The organism is Methylotuvimicrobium sp. (assembly GCF_050611805.1).
Taxonomy (GTDB): Bacteria; Pseudomonadota; Gammaproteobacteria; order Methylococcales; family Methylomonadaceae; genus Methylotuvimicrobium.
This window is the reverse complement of sequence record NZ_JBNGHF010000015.1, coordinates 41970-58482: the sequence shown is the minus strand read 5'-3', so window position 1 is coordinate 58482 and position 16513 is coordinate 41970. Positions and strand designations below refer to the sequence as shown.

The window sequence follows — 16513 nt, the reverse complement described above, 5'->3', positions numbered from 1 at the left end:
TAGCTTGATGCTTATGCCGCCAAGTCCCGACAAGCAATTTACATGTCTTTAATAACTAATTCTAAAGGCAAAGCCTTGATAGTCTCACTGGTCAAACCAGTGGCTTACCTGTAAACGAGTTATTTACGACCAAATACTAAGTTTCGAGAAGCCGGAGCTTCACGCACTGCATTCCCAAGCAAAGCGCTTGGGAGCGAGCAAATATCCCCTTGAAATACTTGAAGAACCTAATGCGCTTAATAGTTAAATTACCGAGTTTAAATTTATTCTATTTAACGTTTACGCCGGCATTGAGACCTATCGCTTGAGTGTTCGCCAGATAGGCTTCCGTAATGCGGGTCGGATCGTCGATTAGACGTTGTTTCCAATCGCCGAGTTTGATTCGGCTTTGAATTAATCCTCTTAAAACGCCGACATGCTGCGTCAAGCCGACTGCGGTGGCGCCAATCAAACAGTCCTCTTGAAATTGCAAATTGAGATAGCGGTATCGATCCGGATTGTAGCGTTCGACCGAACCCCCCTGCTCTACCCCCATCCATAGACCGAATGAACAGGCGATCAAACCCATCGTATCGAGTACGTTCATGTTAATGTTGCCCTGATGCAAAACTTCGCGACCGCCGGCCATGTTTTTTGCAGCCGGTCGACAAGAATGCCGTGTACGGTAGCTATGCCGCTGCCTTGCAAAAAATCGATATTGGCATTAACGCCGGCCGCGAAACGACAAAGTCGGCAATCAGCATTTCACCGGTGTCGAGTTTCACCCGTAAACCGCTTTGGTCCGCTTCGAAAGCGGTGATCGTCGTGCAGCAATGAATCATAACACCTTTTTCGAGACACCATTGTTTGATCAAGACACCTCCTTTTTCGTTCATCATGCCCTCGCCCATTTCGATGATGATTAGTTTCGCTCCGCTTTTAACCAGCATCTCCAAAATAATGCAGCCGATAAACTCGGCCCCCATCAGCACGACTCTGGCTCCCGGTTTCAATTGTTCGGCGATTTTCTTAAGAACGTGCCGTTTTCGCCGACTTACCCGATCAAATAATACGGCAAGGCCATGCGCGAATAGGGCATTTCCGGCTCTATCTGTAGTAACATCATTCGAATACTCCTACCGCCTAAAAAGGTTTAAAGTCGAGCCACAGTGTAAAATAAAAACCGTAAAAAGTACCTTACCGATTCATTTTCGGTTCATCGGTTTACGTTAACTTTAATTACATTCTTCCGTTTCGATGAGTATTTATGAAAAAAATTTATTTGTTGCTGGGATTCTTTTTGTTCGCCTCAGCCCCCGAAGCCTTTGCCTTCCGCTGCGGACAACGGATCGTCCAAACCGGCGACCATATCAGCGATGTTCGAATAAAATGCGGCGAACCCGACTATGCCGATAAGCGTTTGGGCGTTTCGGGCAGTCGTTTTCGTTTTCCGCAAGGTACGCTCGACATATCCGAATACCAGCAAATCACTATCGACGAATGGATCTACAACTTCGGCCCGAGAAGACTCAAGCAACAGCTGATTTTCGAAAACGGTATATTAATGGACATTCGTAGCATCGGTTACGGCAATTGATCGGCAGCCATCTTTTCAATCGGCGAAAACCATGTCAATTCAAGCCTCGGGCGACATTTCAACTCAAACCGACAGATCGACGAAACCATGCAAACCACGTTTCGATTTGACCGCCAACCATTCTTTCAATTCTTTGAGCTCATCGGTTTCTTCCAAATCGTCGAGGCTCTTTTTACTGCGAAGCCGGCGAAACGCCGTTTCGAGCACCTTGTAACGTTCTCCGGTAATCCCGGCGCGCCTGAGACCGATCGTATTCAAACGATAATGTTTGGCCGGACGTCCGCCGATCAACATGAACGGAATCACATCCATGTTGAGCCCGGTCGTACCTTGTACGATGGCGTAAGAACCGACCCGGCAGAACTGATGCACGACCACGCCGCCACCCACGAATACTTTACGACCGATTTCGACATGGCCGCCGATCGCGACATTGTTGGCGAATATCGTGTTGTCGCCGATCGAGCAATCGTGCGCGACATGACTGTTATTCATGAAATAACACCCCGAACCGATGCGCGTCGCGCCCTTTTCCTTGGTCGCCCGATGCGCGGTAAAGCCCTCTCTAAATTGATTGCCATCGCCGATTTCGATCCACGTTACGGTTTCGGGGGTGAACCCTAAGTCTTGCGGCAGGCCGCCGAGCACGGCATGCGGATGCACTATATTGCCTTCGCCCATTTTGACATAACGTTGCACGACTGCATGCGGGCCTATTCGGCAGTGCGCGCCAATTTCGACATCGCTTTCAATGACCGCGAAGGGTCCTATGGTGACGTCTTCGCCTAATTTTACGTTTTCTGCAATGCAGGCTGTCGGATGAATGTTTTGCGCCATCTTGGCTTATCCTCTCGGGTGAAATTTTGCGTGGAGATCTTTCAGTCGTTCGCGCGCGATGTGCGTGTAAATTTGCGTCGTCGATAAATCGGAATGGCCCAACAGCAATTGCACGACGCGTAAATCGGCGCCATGATTGAGCAAATGCGTCGCAAAGGCATGCCGTAGCGTATGGGGCGACAGTTCCTTGACGATGCCGGCTTCTTTCGCGCGGCGTTTGATGATATGCCAAAACGCCTGCCTTGTCATGCCGTCGCCTCGATTCGTCACGAATAAAAAAGCGCTTTGCCGCTCGCCGAGAATCGCCGGTCGTATCGTTTTCAGATAACCTTCAAGCCATTCCATCGCCTCTTCGCCGAACGGCACCAAGCGCTCTTTATTGCCTTTTCCGGTAATCTTGACGACGCCTTGCCGGAGGCTTACCTGCTCCAAACGCAAACAGACCAATTCGGAAACCCTAAGCCCCGTCGCATAAAGCATTTCGAACATCGTTCTGTCGCGGTAACCTAATAGGTTCGAGGTTTCGGGCGCCTTAAGCAAGGCTTCGACATCGTTTTCCGATAATGAAGACGGCAATTTTCTGCCGATATAAGGCATATCGATCAATGCGGTCGGATCGACGCTGATCCGATTCTCCCGAAACTGATAAGCATAAAAACGCCGCAATGTCGACAGTAACCGGGCACTTGAACGGCTACCGATACCTTGATTGTATCTGAATGCCAGAAATCGAGAAATATCGTCTCCCCCCACATCCAACAAAGAGATGCTCTTGAGCCACTGGGCGAAAATAGTTAAATCGCTACCATAGGCGGACAAGGTATTGTTGCTAACGCCTTGCTCGGCCCACAACGCATCAAGGAACTGATCGATCAAATCGCTTGGGTTCATTGATTAAACGAAGCCTCGAAAGCCAATAATTGGAGCTTGATAGCCATCGACTCGCCTTGTGTTTGCCCCGAGTAGCCGCCGGGGCCGGATACCGAAACGACTCGATGGCACGGCACAATCAACGGATAATCGTTTCGCCGACATGCGCCGCCGACCGCTCTCGGCGCGGAATCTAAGATTTTAGCCAAATCCTTATAAGTCAACGTCGTCCCGAACGGAATCCTGAGTAATGCGTCTTGAACGGTTTGCAAGAACGGGCTACCCCGCCGTAACAGCTTGAGTTCCACGATAGCATTCGGTTCACGCCAATAATTTTCAACCGGATCGAAGCTTTGTTTATTGCCGTTATCGAGGCTGGAAACCATGACTGGCCCGCTGGGCAACCAATCCATACTGCAAATCACCTCGCCGCACCTCTGTACCGACAGTTTTCCGGCAGGCGTTTGGAGGATTCGAATATTTTCGACGCCTTGGCATTCGCTGACCCAGTGAACGATGAAAGGCATATCGCGCTCCCATTCTTAAATAGAATTGTCGTATCGATTAACTGTCTGCAAAAAGTGATTAAACCACGAAATACTCGAAAGCCACGAAATTTTTCAACAGCTTATAATTACCATGGTACGCGTAGCATACCCTACTACTTGCTCCTTAACCAATACGACCTCTATACCATTTATTGTCACTTAACACCCTCGGATATCCCACACCTAACGCAAGGTGATCCGCGTAGGGTCCGCTGTGCGTACCATGGTAACCCCGCGATGTTCATGTGCCAACCGAACCGGCAGGGCACGGCTTTGGTACTCGCAGCGTACCCTACAATTTATGAATAACGATGAACGGCCCTCCGTGGGAACCCATACCTTAGCTGCCTAAGCAAGATCGGTATGCTGCAGCGTGGAAACAAGGAAATCCAGGTTTTTCCGGCAATAAAAAAGGCAGCCTTGGCTGCCTTTTTTATTGCCGGAACGAAGCAAAATCTCGACTTAAATTTTTTCTTTAATACGAGCGGCTTTACCGGTCAAGTTCCGTAGATAATACAGCTTGGCGCGACGTACATCACCGCGGCGTTTAACTTTGATATCGCTGATAATAGGGCTGTGCGTCTGAAAAACCCGCTCGACGCCTTCACCGTGAGAAATTTTTCTGACAGTAAACGCAGAGTTCAGTCCACGATTACGTTTTGCAATCACGATGCCCTCAAAAGCCTGAATTCTTTCGCGATCGCCTTCCTTTACCTTAACATTGACGACTACAGTATCGCCCGCGCCAAATTCAGGAATATCATTTCTTAATTGTTCTTTTTCCAATACATCAATAATATTGCTCATCACCACACCTTAATTAAACCAATTCCACAATAAACTCTTGCAGCAGCTCGTATTCCACATCACTCAACTGCTTGTTTTTTAATAATTCAGGACGCCTCTGCCAAGTTCGCCCCAACGCTTGCTTAAGCCGCCAGCGCTCGATATCCGCATGATTACCGCTAAGCAGAACGTCCGGGACGACTCGGCCTTCGATATTTTCCGGCCGTGTAAAATGCGGATAATCCAGTAAGCCATCCATATGCGAATCTTGAAGGGCCGAGCTCTCATCACCGAGCACGCCAGGCAATAAACGCGAGACCCCATCGACAACGATCAATGCAGCTAACTCACCGCCGCTGATAACATAATCGCCCAGGGACCATTCTTCATCGCAAACCGTTTCGACAAAACGCTCGTCGATACCTTCGTAACGCCCGGCAACTAATATTAATTGCTCACAATGGACCGATTCATTCAACAAGCTTTGCGTAATGGGCCTGCCTTGCGGGCTTAAATAAACAACTTTTGCATGATCGCCAAAGCCATTCTCTTTCGCTTCGCTAACCGCATCAAATAGCGGTTGATACTTCATGACCATGCCGGGGCCGCCGCCATAAGGCCGATCATCAACTGTCCGATGCTTGTCGTGAGTATAATCCCGAGGATTCCAAGCCTCCAAACGGACCATACCGTTGTCTATCGCCTTACCGGTAACGCCGTATTTTGACGCTGCCTTGACCATCTCGGGAAACAGCGTAATTACATCGAAACGCATCGACCACCGACTAAAAGTCAGGATCCCAATCGACCGTCAAGCATTTGCCGTTCAAATCGACCTCCAGGACTGTCTGCCCCATTAAAAACGGAATCAAACGTTCTCGATCTCCGCTCACCACCAAAACATCATTGGCGCCGGTTTCGAACAAATGATCGATCATCCCTAATTCTACACCCGATTTCGTGATGACACTGAGACCGACAAGGTCAGCCCAATAGTATTCATCTTTTGCAAGTGAAGGGAACTGATCGCGTTCGATATAAATTTCCCAACCAATCAAACTTTCCGCAACATCACGATCGTCGACAGCTTCAAGATGGGCGACTACATTTTTACCTTGTCGTTGCCCTTCTTTAACTTTAAGCGACTTGATCTCACCGTTTTTTCTTAGCTGCCACGCCGAATAGGACAAAATATTTTCCCGCGGTTCGGTGTAAGAAAAAATTTTGACCCAGCCTTTTAAGCCAAAAACGCCGGAAATTTCCCCGACAAGGATATATACTTCGCGCGGACACATTTGCAGTTTCCTAACGCGCTCTTTTGTCCGATAGCGGCGTTGCGAAAACAGTTACATAGCTTGCTATGCGCCTGTTTTCGCGCCTTGCTCTCGAACAAAATAGCATTGCCATAAAAGCCGCAAACATGACCGCGCGAAGTATACTGTCGATCGGTCAAATTTTAAGCTACGGCTTTCTTAGCGGTTTTAATCAAACTGGCAACACGATCCGATGGCTGAGCACCTTGACCTTGCCAATAAGCAACACGCTCAATATCTAATTGTAGCTTTTGCTCATTACCACGCGCTAATGGGTTAAAAAAACCGACGCGTTCGATATAGCGTCCGTCACGACCACATCTGCTATCAGCGACAACGACTTGATAAAAAGGGCGATTTTTCGCGCCGCCTCTGGAAAGACGAATGGTTACCATCTAAAATCCTCAAAAAACATTAATCAAAAATTTAATCGACCTATTTTACGCATTTTTTTGCATAAGTGAAGGATAATTTACATTCTCATGCCGCGCATGTTGCTTTGCATACCGCGCATCATATTGGCCATGTTGCCTTTTTTAAATCGCTTCATCATTTTTTCCATCACTTTGTGTTGCTTTAAAACACGATTGACGTCTTGTAATTCTTGGCCGCAACCGGCCGCGATACGCTTCTTACGATTACCTTTAATCAAGTCCGGATAACGACGTTCCTGCATCGTCATTGAATTAATGACGGCAATTTGACGCGCCAGCTCTTTATCGTTGACCTTATCCTTCATTCCCTGCGGCACTTGATTCATACCCGGCAGCTTTTCCATCAATGAACCGACACCGCCCATGCTTTGCATTTGCAACAGTTGCTCGCGTAAATCCTCTAGATCGAAGGTCTTGCCTTTCTGAATTTTTTTCGCAAGCTTCTCGGCTTTTTTCTTATCGATCTTTTGTTCGATCTCTTCGATCAAACCGAGCACATCGCCCATACCCAGAATACGTGACGCGACACGATCGGGATAAAACGGCTCCAATGCATCGGTTTTTTCGCCGACACCGATAAATTTAATCGGCTTACCGGTAATATGGCGAATCGACAACGCCGCACCGCCACGCGCATCGCCGTCGGCCTTGGTCAAAATAACGCCGGTCAGCGGCAAGGCATCATGGAACGCTTTTGCCGTATTGGCGGCATCTTGGCCGGTCATGCTATCGACGACAAACAAGGTCTCGACCGGATCAATCGCGGCATGCAACGCTTTGATTTCACCCATCATTTCATCATCGATATGCAGTCGACCCGCGGTATCGACAATCAGCACATCGAGAAATTTCTTTTTTGCCGCATCCAAAGCATTATTGACGATATCGATCGGCTTTTGCGAAGCGTCGCTGGCAAAAAAATCCAACGACAAATCATCCGCCAGCGTTTGCAATTGTTTAATCGCGGCCGGGCGATAAATATCAGCACTGACCACGCCGACTTTTTTCTTATGCTTTTCCTTCAGAAAACGGCCTAATTTTGCCGCCGTGGTCGTCTTACCTGCACCTTGCAGGCCGGCCATTAAAATAACAGCGGGAGGATTGGCTTTTAGATTAAGCCCTTCATTCTCCTCGCCCATAACCTTGATCAGCTCCGACTGAACCAGCTTGATCATCGCTTGTCCCGGCGTCAAACTGGTTTGCACTTGCTGCCCGAGTGCCCCCTCCCTAACGCGTTCGATGAACTCAGTTACCACAGGTAACGCGACATCGGCTTCAAGCAACGCCATGCGGACTTCGCGCAACGTGTCTTTGATATTGGTTTCAGTCAGACGACCCTGACCTTTAATCGTTTTAAGCGTACTGCTTAGGCGGTCGGTTAAATTATCAAACATATCGGCATCTTTTATTTATGATTCAAACGGATGTTCGCTAACGCAAATCGGTTAGAACTATTCAGTCGGATAGTTTAACATAACCCTTTAAGATCGCCTTTCGATTATTCCTTATCTCTCGCCAACGCGACCATGAACATAACAGCCATAGGTATCTTTTCCATTTTGGGTTATTTAGCCGCAACCGGCTTTTTGATTCGAGAAACCGTTACCGAGAATACACAAAAACCTTCGATTTACTTAGGTTGGTTCGGTGCATCCGCCCATGGAGCCTACACCTTAGTCATCATCGAACGACAAAGCGGACTGAACTTTGGTTTTTTTGATACGGCATCGCTAGTATCCATGCTGGTCGCCTTGTTAATTCTTTTTGCCACCTTCGATAAACCGGTGGAAAAACTAGGCATTGCGGTATTTCCGACGGCCGCGATACTGCTCGGCTTGGATATGCTCTTCCCCTTTAAAGCCCAGACAAGCTTGCGCTATGACTGGCCGATGAGCGTACACATATTAACCTCGATTTCGGCCTTTAGCCTATTGAATGTCGCGGCTTTACAAGCCATACTTTTGGCCATTCAAGACCGGCAACTTCGTAGCCACCAGCCTAAACGCGTCATTCGATCCCTGCCGCCTCTACAGGCAATGGAATCGTTATTGTTTCAAATGATCGGAGCAGGCCTTTTTTTCCTAACCATTTCGCTGGTCAGCGGAGCCTTGTTTATCGACGATTTATTTGCTCAACATTTAGTACATAAAACCGTGTTATCGATCATAGCTTGGATCATCTTTTCCGGTTTATTGTTGGGCAGAATCCGATACGGATGGCGCGGCCAGATCGCCATCCGCTGGACACTAGTAGGCTTTGTGCTGCTGCTGCTGGCTTATTTCGGCAGTAAGTTGGTTTTAGAGATTATTCTGCAAAAGCACTAACCTTCAAAACCTGAATACCGAACAATTTATTTGCCATGCGTCAATATTTTGCCACCCACCCGGCAAGCCATCTCCGCTATAAGCATAACTACCTAATAAATATATTATTTATTAACATGGCATAACAATCGCTTATTCCAAAATGACTTCTTAAATTTCGTTTTCATTTTGGAGAATCGCTATGTCAGGCATGGTAATCAATACAAATATCGCTTCGATCAATAGTCAGCGTATGCTGACTCAAACCAATAATAACCTTAAAACTTCAATGGAGCGCCTCTCGTCAGGGCTTCGTGTCAACAGCGCAAAAGACGACGCCGCAGGATTGGCAATCGGCAATAAAATGACTTCGCAAATCCGAGGCATGACAGTGGCGATTAGAAACGCCAACGACGGGATTTCGATGGCGCAAACGGCCGAAGCCGCAATGGGATCGATTACAGAAACCATACAACGCATGCGTGACTTGGCTGTGCAATCTTCTAACACAGGATCGGTTAATGCAGCTGACCAAGCTAAGTTGCAAACAGAATTTGAACAACTACAAAGCGAGATCAGTCGTATCATTACCAATACCGAATTTAACGGTAAGAAAATTTTGAATGGCGGTCTATCGGGAATGGTGTTTCAAGTGGGCGCTAATACGACTTCTGACAATCGGATTTCGATTACCGTCAATAATCTGGCCTCAGCAACCTCAACCGGCTTAGGCTCCATACTAATGAGCTCCGTAGTGATCGGCGGTTCAGCCGGAACGAGCGCTGGCGTCACACCAAAGACCGCAGTTTCTATCGGCCTAGTTATTGACGGCCTGGATAAGGCGTTGACCACGATCGATACTTTTCGCTCAACCCTGGGCGCCATGCAGAACCGCTTTACCACGACGATTAGCAACCTGCAATCTTCGATTGAAAATCAAAGCGCAGCGCGGTCTCGAATCATGGATGCCGATTTCGCGGCTGAAACTGCCGCATTAAGCAGAAACCAAATACTGCAACAAGCGGGAACAGCTATGCTAGCCCAAGCCAACCAATCGAAGCAATCGGTTCTCCAGTTACTACAATAGCCTTATTATCATTGAGTTAATCCCTTTTTATTAAAAAATTAACCAACTTTATGAAGGTATAGAGGATGTTGGCAGCATGGATTCAGCAGCCACCATGGACGGGTTCACCCAGCACCTAAACGCCATAGCCCATTGGCCATGGGAAATTGTCTTAGATAATTTAGGTGCAGGTTCACGGCATCCTTTGACGGCCACCCCGGCGCCGAATTTTGATCTAAGATGATGACATGGGTATAAGTTAGTTTTCCTGGATAATTTAGGTGCCGGGTTCACGGCGACCCTCGACATGATCATATTTCCAACAAAGCCGAACGACTCATCTGTGCGAAGGACGTAATAAAAAACAGGCCTAAAATTGCCGACAAAATCGAAAACAACATGAACAACCCACGATGATATTATCAAACACAGCACATGCCGCACTTGCCATCAATACTTTCGGCGACAAGTATTTCTACTTCATCAATGGCGCAACTTTCAACAAGGTTAGTGCAAAGGTCGTTTTCGAAACATCGTTCAATCCAGCACTGTTTAATGAAGATTCGCTATATATCATTGTCGGGACCGACTCAGGCTTATTACCAAAGTTCATTCAACAACAAGGAATACCCTCTGGAACTCGATATATATTTATTGAACCTGAAGAAATTTTGAACCTGCTTGAACAGCAAGGCTTGCTTGACAATTTGCCCCCCGAAATCGCCTGCACAACCCTCGAAAACTGGCAAAAACTAAGCGATGATTTCAAAATCAACGATTACTTCTACATTAATTCGGTCAAACTGCACAATTCAATTGGCGCACAACAAGCGACACTTCAAGATTATCCCGAGCTAAGTTGGCAATTAAATGAAATACTGCAATCGTTGCACTGGCAATACAATGTCGCCATCGGCTGCGAGGCATTTATGGTCCGCCAATTGGAAAATCTCGCCGACAACATATTGCCCGCAAGCCTCTTACAAGACGCGTATCGCGGCCAAACCGTCATCATATTGGCGGGAGGCCCTTCCTTAACTGATCTATTGCCTTGGATAAAACAACACCGAAACAAATTGACGGTTTTTTCAGTTTCGCGTGTATCCAGACAATTAATCTCGGCAAAGATTGAGCCGGATTTCGTTTTTTCTGTGGACCCCTATGAGATTAGCGCTGAAGTCAGCAAAGAAATGTTTAAGTTTGGAGACAAGACCATTTTTGTCCATTCGCATCACGCCTACCCGACCTTGATCAACCAGTGGCACGGCAAAAGCCTTTACCTAGGTGAACGATTCCCATGGAAGACGAAACTGAACATAGATAATATCAACAGTGTCGGGCCAACCGTTACCAATACAGCGCTTAATACTGCTCACCGCTTTGGCTTTAGCCGAATCTTACTGGCCGGCTTCGATTTATGCTTTACCAAAGAAGGTATCACACATGCTAAAGGCAGTAACGAACAACTAGCAGGCCCCAAGTACGACCTAACGTCACTGCAAGTCGAAACTTATTGCGGAGAAAAAAGACCCACAGGTCAAGATTATTATGCAGCGCTGTCCATTCTTTCTCGACAAGCCCAATCGATAACGACCGATAACCGAAAAATCATTAATCTTGCTAAGACGGCTGCTAAAGTCGCATTCATCGATCATATTCCCCCTGAAAAAATAACACTCGACGAATTAGACACTCCACCGGACGAGTATGCTGCCCAACTGATTCCATGCTTATCGGAGCCGGAACTTAGCGAGCACTATGCCGCCATTTCAATGGAATTGGAAAAAGCATTGCATCATCTTAACGGCATTAAAACACTTGCCAAAAAAGCCATAAAAATCAATGAAGAAATGTATAACCAGGAAGGGCAAATCGCAAATTATCGAGACAAACGCAATCTGGACACGATTGAAAAGAGATTACATCAAAAATATCGAGATTACAGCTCAGTGGTAAAACGATTTGGAATACGAAATTTTCTTAAAATCGCCGCACCGAATAAAGATAACTGGGATGCGGAGTACACCAAAAAAATCGGACGCATCTATTATGAAGCATTCCAAATTGGCTCGACCCGCCTTATCAAACAAGTAGAAGACGCTCTTTCCCGCACACGATCTAGAAAAGAAGAGCTCATAGATAAACCGGATTTTTCACTGCTATTCGATCAATGGAACAAGGACAAAAGTCACAATCGGGCTAGTATATGGCTTAAGCATCATCCGACCGCATATTTATCTCCGGAAACTAAAAATGAAATAGCATCTTTGTCGAAAATGTTCGACACATTTTTAACAAATGGCTTAACAACGCTAAACACTCAAGCGAGAACTTCTTCACGATTACCGGAAGTAAAAACAAGAGCCCTTCTATTATCCAATCATAAGAAAACGGACGAATTAAAAGACCTGCATAATGCTTTGGAACTCGACAGCAAAGAACCCGACAAAGAACCCTATCTATTATTGATTTCAGCGTTTATAGCCGAATTGGAAGGGAACGACAATCAAGCGCTCAATTATTATGACGCCATTTTGAATCTAGACGAGTCTCCGCTAATCGAAGAAGCATTACTGAGAATTACATCAATCAGCATTAAACAGCTTAACGATGAAAATGCATTCATGGCTCTGGAATGCCTTGCTCAAATTAACCCGATCTATCTGCCACTGTACGCTGAGTCCGCCAGGATTTTGGGGCGGCTAATGATTGCAATCGATAGCTATAACACCTATTTATCTCAATTTCCGGAAGACCTTCAGTGTCAATTAAAACTAACCGATCTCTATCTTGAAAATCAAATCCCCGATGCGGCGGAAATGATGCTCAACCATATTCTAGATCGAACCCCGGACTTAGAGGCAGCCATTTTATTGAAAAAGAAAATTGCCGACCTCAAAGACCAGAATCATTAACAACGATCACAATGCGGTTTTCATTCTCCAGGAAAATAAAAACGCTCTGAGGAACGCATTTATAAAAAGCATGATGAACCTAAAAAGAGCAGTTAACTTGTGTTGTAGACCGTTCGTGCTGAGACAAAGTCAAAGCATGAAGGGGGACTACAATACTTTCACCCGCCTGGTGAAGACTCAAATACTAATTTTAGGATGAAAGAAGGAATATACTTAAAATATAAAAGCCGCAGTTAATCCGACTTCGATTCATTTTGTTCACTTTGATAGACTTTGACGCTTTTACGTCCCTGACTTAACAAAGACGCACGCTTTTGCAAGATTTGTTTTCGATCTTGTACGCCCGCTAGATACAAACTGTCTTCCTGCTGAATCTTAAGCAACAAAGCGCTTACGGCAGAGCGCTGTGTTTGCTTAATCGGAGCACTAAATAGCTCTTCGAGACATTTATGACGACGTATTAAAATCTCATTGAGGTTGTCCCAAGCTTCGCAATCAATCGCTTGCGCGATTTTCTCTGAAAAACCGCTCAAAGTATCGAGCAAGACATCCACGGAATCCATTTTTTTATTGCTGATAGGCTTCCGGAATTGCATCCCATGCTTCTTTTAACTCACGCATCAATCCACTCACCTCATCCAGAATTTGAATGTTGTTTTCAGAACTCGCCTGAAAAAGCCGTTTATTCATGTAGTCATATAAACTACTCAAGTTTTCGGCAATCTCCCCACCTCGCTCGGCATCTAGACCATCGATCAATCCGCCGACAATAGCAATAGCTTTAGAAATCTGAATGCTTTTTTCCTCAAAATCGCCGCGATCGATCGCGCCTTTAGCCGCGTTGACACGCATTAAAAAACCGCTCATCAGCATTTGAATTAATTTATGAGGGGACGCATCATCTAAAACCGCCTCGTTCTGTACAGCGGCATATTTATTGGCATTATTCCTGTACATACTCGGTCTCATGTTAGCCTCTTTCATTATCTATAATCCTAATTGATTATTTATTGAGCAGCGCCAATTGCTGAGAAACGAAAGCACCAGTCGACTGAAATTGCCCAACTGCGGTATCCATCGCAATGAATTGCTTCATTAAGGCATTTTCTAAATTATCCAGCCTAATCTGCACATTTTCCCTGCGTGTTTCAAATCCTCTGAGCTGATTATTTAGCGACTTGGTTCTTGAATCCAAGGTGCCGCCAGGCTGCAAATATTGTGTCAAACGTTCGCTTAAGCGATTGGCAATACCGTCGGTCGATGAAAAAATATCACTAATCGACTTTAGATCGCCATTCAATTTCTCACTGAATATTGAATTATTCAACGACATAACACCGTTTCGATCAACGGTTATTCCGATTAATGCCAAAGAGTTCGATTCGTTAGAAGCGGACTCGACAGGCCTCGATACATCAGTGCGTATCTGGCTTTGAATACTTCTCAGAGTCGAGTCGCCGATTAACGCGCCGGCCACGTTCGATCCGGCATCGTATTTTCCCAAATCCTTGACCACAGTCATTAGACCGTTATAAGCCTTGACAAAATCATTCGCCGCATCGGTAATGGCTGTGCTATCAATCGATACATCCAAAGCGAATACGGTATCCGGATCTTCAACCTTTAAATCCAGGGTTACGCCAGATATAACATCGGAAATGGAATTACTACTGCGCGTGGCAATTTGGCCATCCACTTCAATGATTGCATCTTTAGCCGTTCGCTGCTCCTGCATGTTGCCGGCTAGCTCTGTCAATCCCGGAGCCAATGAAGAAATTGCTATCGCATTTTCGCTACCGGTTTCTTTGCCAGTCAGCACTAGTTTAAAGCCGTCGTCGACACTAATAATACTCGCGGTCACTCCGGTATTATCCTGCGCATTATTAATCGCGTCGCGAATACCGCTCAATGTATTATTGGTAGCGCCGATGTTAAGTGAAAATTCGTTACCGCCCACAGACAACGTCAATTCGCCGGTACCCACTTCGGCGTTATACCCCGAATAACCGGCCCCGTCGCCTGTAATTAATTTATGCGAAGTCGCAAGCTGGTTGACTTTCAGACTATAGCTACCGGCAATGGCAAGGGTTCCCGCCGTTGCTGTCGCTATATTTTCATTCGATGAAAATGCTTGATGCTTACTGAACAAGCCATCTGTCTTGAGTTTATTCGCCGCGGTTTGAAAGCTCGACAAAGCACTGTTGAGAGTTCCCAAGGCGCTTAGCCGAGATTTAACAGACGATTCCTGGCGATTAATAGCATTAAAAGCTGGCTGCCCTTCGGCTCTAACCAATTGGCTTACCAAGCCGTTGATATCTATCCCACTACCTACACCTAATGCAGATGTGATTGCCATAACCCACTCCCAATTTAAATAAAAACTACGCCCGCTCCTTCAAAAACACGCCCTGCACTTGCTCGCCATCCAATTCCTTCAATCGCTTCGCTAGCGCCAAAACCTCATCACTAGGTATTTGCCGTAAAACCTCGCCACTTTTTTGATCGACTACACTAACCACCACTTGATTGGTAGTCTCATCCACTTTAAATTGCAGATTACGCTGAGCTTCCGCCAATACTTTATTCCCTTCCTCCGCCAATTGCTTGACATCCTCCATCGAAATCAAATTATCAGTTTGTTTGCCCTCAGTTTCTCGCTCTCGGCCCAATGAATCCTTAGTAACTCGTTGAACATTATCTGGCGAAACTACTTGCTCTGTATGCTTATTTTTAACAGTCTGAAATTTGGTAGCATTACTATCGCCTTGTGGTGAAGATGTAAAACCTAGCCTGGTGACATTTGAAATATCATTATTCATAACCCACCTCTAACTCACCCTTGTTTCGGATGCCCGATAATAAAGGGCATCCGACATCTTACCACTTTATCTCAATAAACTAAGCACTGTTTGCGGGGCTTGGTTTGCTTGCGACAGCATCGCGACTCCGGCTTGCTGCAGAATTTGGTTTCGACTTAGAGCAGCGGTTTCGGCAGCAAAATCGGCATCCATGATCCGCGACCGCGCAGCGCTTTGATTTTCAATCGAAGACTGCAGGTTGCTAATCGTCGTGGTAAAGCGGTTTTGCATCGCACCCAAAGTAGAACGAAACGTATCGATTCTGCTTAACGCTCTATCCAAACCATCAATGACCGCTCCGACAGAACCTGCGGTTACTGCTGTGGCGCCTGCACTCGTCCCGGCCGAGCCGCCAATCACTACAGCCGATAATAGTATGGATCCCAACCCGGTTGAAGCTGCTGCCGATAGATTATTGACGGTTAGCGAAATCCGGTTATCTGAAGTCGTGTTGGCGCCTACTTGAAAGACCTGCCCGGACAATCCGCCATTTAAAATTTTCTTACCGTTAAATTCGGTATTGGTAATGATTCGGCCTATTTCTTTTTGAAGCTGCTCAAATTCTGTTTGTAACTTTGATTGGTCGGCAGCATTCACTGCACCCGTGTTTGACGATTGCACAGCCAAATCTCGCATCCTTTGCAAGGTTTCCGTAATAGAGCCCATTGCGGCTTCAGCCGTCTGCGCCATTGAAATGCCGTCGTTGGCGTTTCTAATAGCCACTGTCATACCTCGGATTTGCGAAGTCATTTTATTACCGATCGCTAATCCGGCCGCATCGTCTTTTGCGGAGTTTACGCGCAAACCGGATGACAAACGCTCCATAGAGGTTTTTAGCGAATTATTGGTACTATTCAGCATCCGTTGACTATTCAGCGAACCGATGTTTGTGTTGATGACCATTGCCATGATGTTATCCTCCACCTCGCTTCAGATGTAATTTCAATCCGAAACAATGCTATTTTGATTGTTGAAAAGAAGTTTCTAAACTCACTAGAGTTATCGTC

Annotated in this window: 19 protein-coding genes; 4 read left to right on the top strand and 15 right to left on the bottom strand. The window is 46.2% G+C overall.

Translation table 11 applies throughout. The annotated features are described in order from the left end of the window. Window positions 1-268 precede the first annotated feature (268 nt). Both ACRJJO_RS09580 and ACRJJO_RS09575 read right to left on the bottom strand, forming a co-directional pair. A complete protein-coding gene (locus ACRJJO_RS09580; protein WP_431065555.1) occupies window positions 269-628 on the bottom strand; it encodes a hypothetical protein in 360 nt (119 codons plus the stop codon). Window positions 629-668: 40 nt separating this feature from the next. After that, window positions 669-992: an FAD-dependent oxidoreductase gene (locus tag ACRJJO_RS09575; protein WP_431065554.1), complete on the bottom strand. Its 324-nt coding sequence runs from the start codon at window positions 990-992 to the stop codon at window positions 669-671. A gap of 254 nt (window positions 993-1246) precedes the next feature. Here ACRJJO_RS09575 and ACRJJO_RS09570 point away from each other — a divergent pair, with 254 nt between their 5' ends. Beyond that, window positions 1247-1576: a DUF2845 domain-containing protein gene (locus tag ACRJJO_RS09570; RefSeq protein ID WP_404359950.1), complete on the top strand. Its 330-nt coding sequence runs from the start codon at window positions 1247-1249 to the stop codon at window positions 1574-1576. A 63-nt stretch (window positions 1577-1639) separates the two neighbouring features. Here ACRJJO_RS09570 and lpxA read toward each other — a convergent pair whose 3' ends face one another. The 8 genes from lpxA to ffh all read right to left on the bottom strand — a co-directional run bounded on the left by lpxA (window position 1640) and on the right by ffh (window position 7758). Then, window positions 1640-2413 carry an acyl-ACP--UDP-N-acetylglucosamine O-acyltransferase gene (lpxA, locus tag ACRJJO_RS09565; protein ID WP_431065553.1) on the bottom strand — a complete coding sequence of 258 codons (774 nt, stop codon included), beginning with the start codon at window positions 2411-2413 and terminating at the stop codon, window positions 1640-1642. A 6-nt stretch (window positions 2414-2419) separates the two neighbouring features. Next, complete coding sequence (gene xerD / locus ACRJJO_RS09560) at window positions 2420-3304, bottom strand: site-specific tyrosine recombinase XerD (RefSeq protein ID WP_431065552.1); 885 nt, start codon at window positions 3302-3304, stop codon at window positions 2420-2422. Then, the gene (locus ACRJJO_RS09555; protein ID WP_431065551.1) at window positions 3301-3810 is read right to left on the bottom strand and encodes a methylated-DNA--[protein]-cysteine S-methyltransferase; all 510 of its coding nucleotides are present in this window, start codon (window positions 3808-3810) and stop codon (window positions 3301-3303) included. The genes xerD and ACRJJO_RS09555 overlap by 4 nt, the downstream gene beginning before the upstream one ends. Before the next feature lie 483 nt (window positions 3811-4293). Further along, complete coding sequence (gene rplS / locus ACRJJO_RS09550) at window positions 4294-4638, bottom strand: 50S ribosomal protein L19 (RefSeq protein ID WP_014147258.1); 345 nt, start codon at window positions 4636-4638, stop codon at window positions 4294-4296. A 13-nt stretch (window positions 4639-4651) separates the two neighbouring features. Continuing rightward, the gene (gene trmD / locus ACRJJO_RS09545; protein ID WP_431065550.1) at window positions 4652-5392 is read right to left on the bottom strand and encodes a tRNA (guanosine(37)-N1)-methyltransferase TrmD; all 741 of its coding nucleotides are present in this window, start codon (window positions 5390-5392) and stop codon (window positions 4652-4654) included. A 10-nt stretch (window positions 5393-5402) separates the two neighbouring features. After that, complete coding sequence (gene rimM / locus ACRJJO_RS09540) at window positions 5403-5912, bottom strand: ribosome maturation factor RimM (protein ID WP_431065549.1); 510 nt, start codon at window positions 5910-5912, stop codon at window positions 5403-5405. 161 nt (window positions 5913-6073) lie between these two features. Beyond that, window positions 6074-6325, bottom strand: coding sequence for a 30S ribosomal protein S16 (gene rpsP, locus ACRJJO_RS09535; protein ID WP_014147255.1), 252 nt, complete (start codon window positions 6323-6325; stop codon window positions 6074-6076). Window positions 6326-6402: 77 nt separating this feature from the next. Beyond that, complete coding sequence (ffh, locus tag ACRJJO_RS09530) at window positions 6403-7758, bottom strand: signal recognition particle protein (RefSeq protein ID WP_404359944.1); 1356 nt, start codon at window positions 7756-7758, stop codon at window positions 6403-6405. Between the two features lie 132 nt (window positions 7759-7890). Between ffh and ACRJJO_RS09525 the strand changes: the two genes are divergently transcribed. The 3 genes from ACRJJO_RS09525 to ACRJJO_RS09515 all read left to right on the top strand — a co-directional run bounded on the left by ACRJJO_RS09525 (window position 7891) and on the right by ACRJJO_RS09515 (window position 12648). After that, window positions 7891-8688 (top strand): cytochrome C assembly family protein, encoded by a 798-nt coding sequence (locus ACRJJO_RS09525; protein WP_431065548.1) that lies wholly within the window; start codon window positions 7891-7893, stop codon window positions 8686-8688. Between the two features lie 190 nt (window positions 8689-8878). Beyond that, a complete protein-coding gene (locus ACRJJO_RS09520) occupies window positions 8879-9754 on the top strand; it encodes a flagellin (protein WP_125220649.1) in 876 nt (291 codons plus the stop codon). A gap of 392 nt (window positions 9755-10146) precedes the next feature. After that, a complete protein-coding gene (locus ACRJJO_RS09515) occupies window positions 10147-12648 on the top strand; it encodes a 6-hydroxymethylpterin diphosphokinase MptE-like protein (RefSeq protein WP_431065547.1) in 2502 nt (833 codons plus the stop codon). 233 nt (window positions 12649-12881) lie between these two features. Here the strand turns inward: ACRJJO_RS09515 and fliT are convergent, their stop codons facing one another. The 5 genes from fliT to ACRJJO_RS09490 all read right to left on the bottom strand — a co-directional run bounded on the left by fliT (window position 12882) and on the right by ACRJJO_RS09490 (window position 16415). Further along, on the bottom strand, window positions 12882-13211 hold the full coding sequence (gene fliT, locus ACRJJO_RS09510; protein ID WP_431065546.1) for a flagellar protein FliT: 330 nt from the start codon (window positions 13209-13211) through the stop codon (window positions 12882-12884). Window positions 13212-13215: 4 nt separating this feature from the next. Beyond that, window positions 13216-13605, bottom strand: a complete 390-nt coding sequence (gene fliS, locus ACRJJO_RS09505) for a flagellar export chaperone FliS (protein ID WP_431065545.1) — start codon at window positions 13603-13605, stop codon at window positions 13216-13218. Window positions 13606-13651: 46 nt separating this feature from the next. After that, entirely contained in the window at window positions 13652-15004 is a 1353-nt protein-coding gene (gene fliD, locus ACRJJO_RS09500; RefSeq protein WP_431065544.1) for a flagellar filament capping protein FliD, read from the bottom strand. Window positions 15005-15029: 25 nt separating this feature from the next. Next, entirely contained in the window at window positions 15030-15467 is a 438-nt protein-coding gene (locus ACRJJO_RS09495; protein WP_431065543.1) for a flagellar protein FlaG, read from the bottom strand. A gap of 66 nt (window positions 15468-15533) precedes the next feature. Then, a complete protein-coding gene (locus ACRJJO_RS09490) occupies window positions 15534-16415 on the bottom strand; it encodes a flagellin (protein ID WP_341327690.1) in 882 nt (293 codons plus the stop codon). Between the last annotated feature and the right edge of the window lie 98 nt (window positions 16416-16513).

Bases quoted from the DNA above. Each gene is read 5' to 3' on its own strand.
- fliS (WP_431065545.1), bottom strand. From the start codon at position 13,605: ATGTACAGGAATAATGCCAATAAATATGCCGCTGTACAGAACGAGGCG.
- ACRJJO_RS09495 (WP_431065543.1), bottom strand. From the start codon at position 15,467: ATGAATAATGATATTTCAAATGTCACCAGGCTAGGTTTTACATCTTCA.
- rimM (WP_431065549.1), bottom strand. From the start codon at position 5,912: ATGTGTCCGCGCGAAGTATATATCCTTGTCGGGGAAATTTCCGGCGTT.
- ACRJJO_RS09520 (WP_125220649.1), top strand. From the start codon at position 8,879: ATGGTAATCAATACAAATATCGCTTCGATCAATAGTCAGCGTATGCTG.
- ACRJJO_RS09555 (WP_431065551.1), bottom strand. From the start codon at position 3,810: ATGCCTTTCATCGTTCACTGGGTCAGCGAATGCCAAGGCGTCGAAAAT.
- ACRJJO_RS09515 (WP_431065547.1), top strand. From the start codon at position 10,147: ATGATATTATCAAACACAGCACATGCCGCACTTGCCATCAATACTTTC.
- fliD (WP_431065544.1), bottom strand. From the start codon at position 15,004: ATGGCAATCACATCTGCATTAGGTGTAGGTAGTGGGATAGATATCAAC.
- rplS (WP_014147258.1), bottom strand. From the start codon at position 4,638: ATGAGCAATATTATTGATGTATTGGAAAAAGAACAATTAAGAAATGAT.
- ACRJJO_RS09580 (WP_431065555.1), bottom strand. From the start codon at position 628: ATGGCCGGCGGTCGCGAAGTTTTGCATCAGGGCAACATTAACATGAAC.
- ffh (WP_404359944.1), bottom strand. From the start codon at position 7,758: ATGTTTGATAATTTAACCGACCGCCTAAGCAGTACGCTTAAAACGATT.
- lpxA (WP_431065553.1), bottom strand. From the start codon at position 2,413: ATGGCGCAAAACATTCATCCGACAGCCTGCATTGCAGAAAACGTAAAA.
- ACRJJO_RS09570 (WP_404359950.1), top strand. From the start codon at position 1,247: ATGAAAAAAATTTATTTGTTGCTGGGATTCTTTTTGTTCGCCTCAGCC.
- ACRJJO_RS09490 (WP_341327690.1), bottom strand. From the start codon at position 16,415: ATGGCAATGGTCATCAACACAAACATCGGTTCGCTGAATAGTCAACGG.
- ACRJJO_RS09525 (WP_431065548.1), top strand. From the start codon at position 7,891: ATGAACATAACAGCCATAGGTATCTTTTCCATTTTGGGTTATTTAGCC.
- rpsP (WP_014147255.1), bottom strand. From the start codon at position 6,325: ATGGTAACCATTCGTCTTTCCAGAGGCGGCGCGAAAAATCGCCCTTTT.
- fliT (WP_431065546.1), bottom strand. From the start codon at position 13,211: ATGGATTCCGTGGATGTCTTGCTCGATACTTTGAGCGGTTTTTCAGAG.
- xerD (WP_431065552.1), bottom strand. From the start codon at position 3,304: ATGAACCCAAGCGATTTGATCGATCAGTTCCTTGATGCGTTGTGGGCC.
- trmD (WP_431065550.1), bottom strand. From the start codon at position 5,392: ATGCGTTTCGATGTAATTACGCTGTTTCCCGAGATGGTCAAGGCAGCG.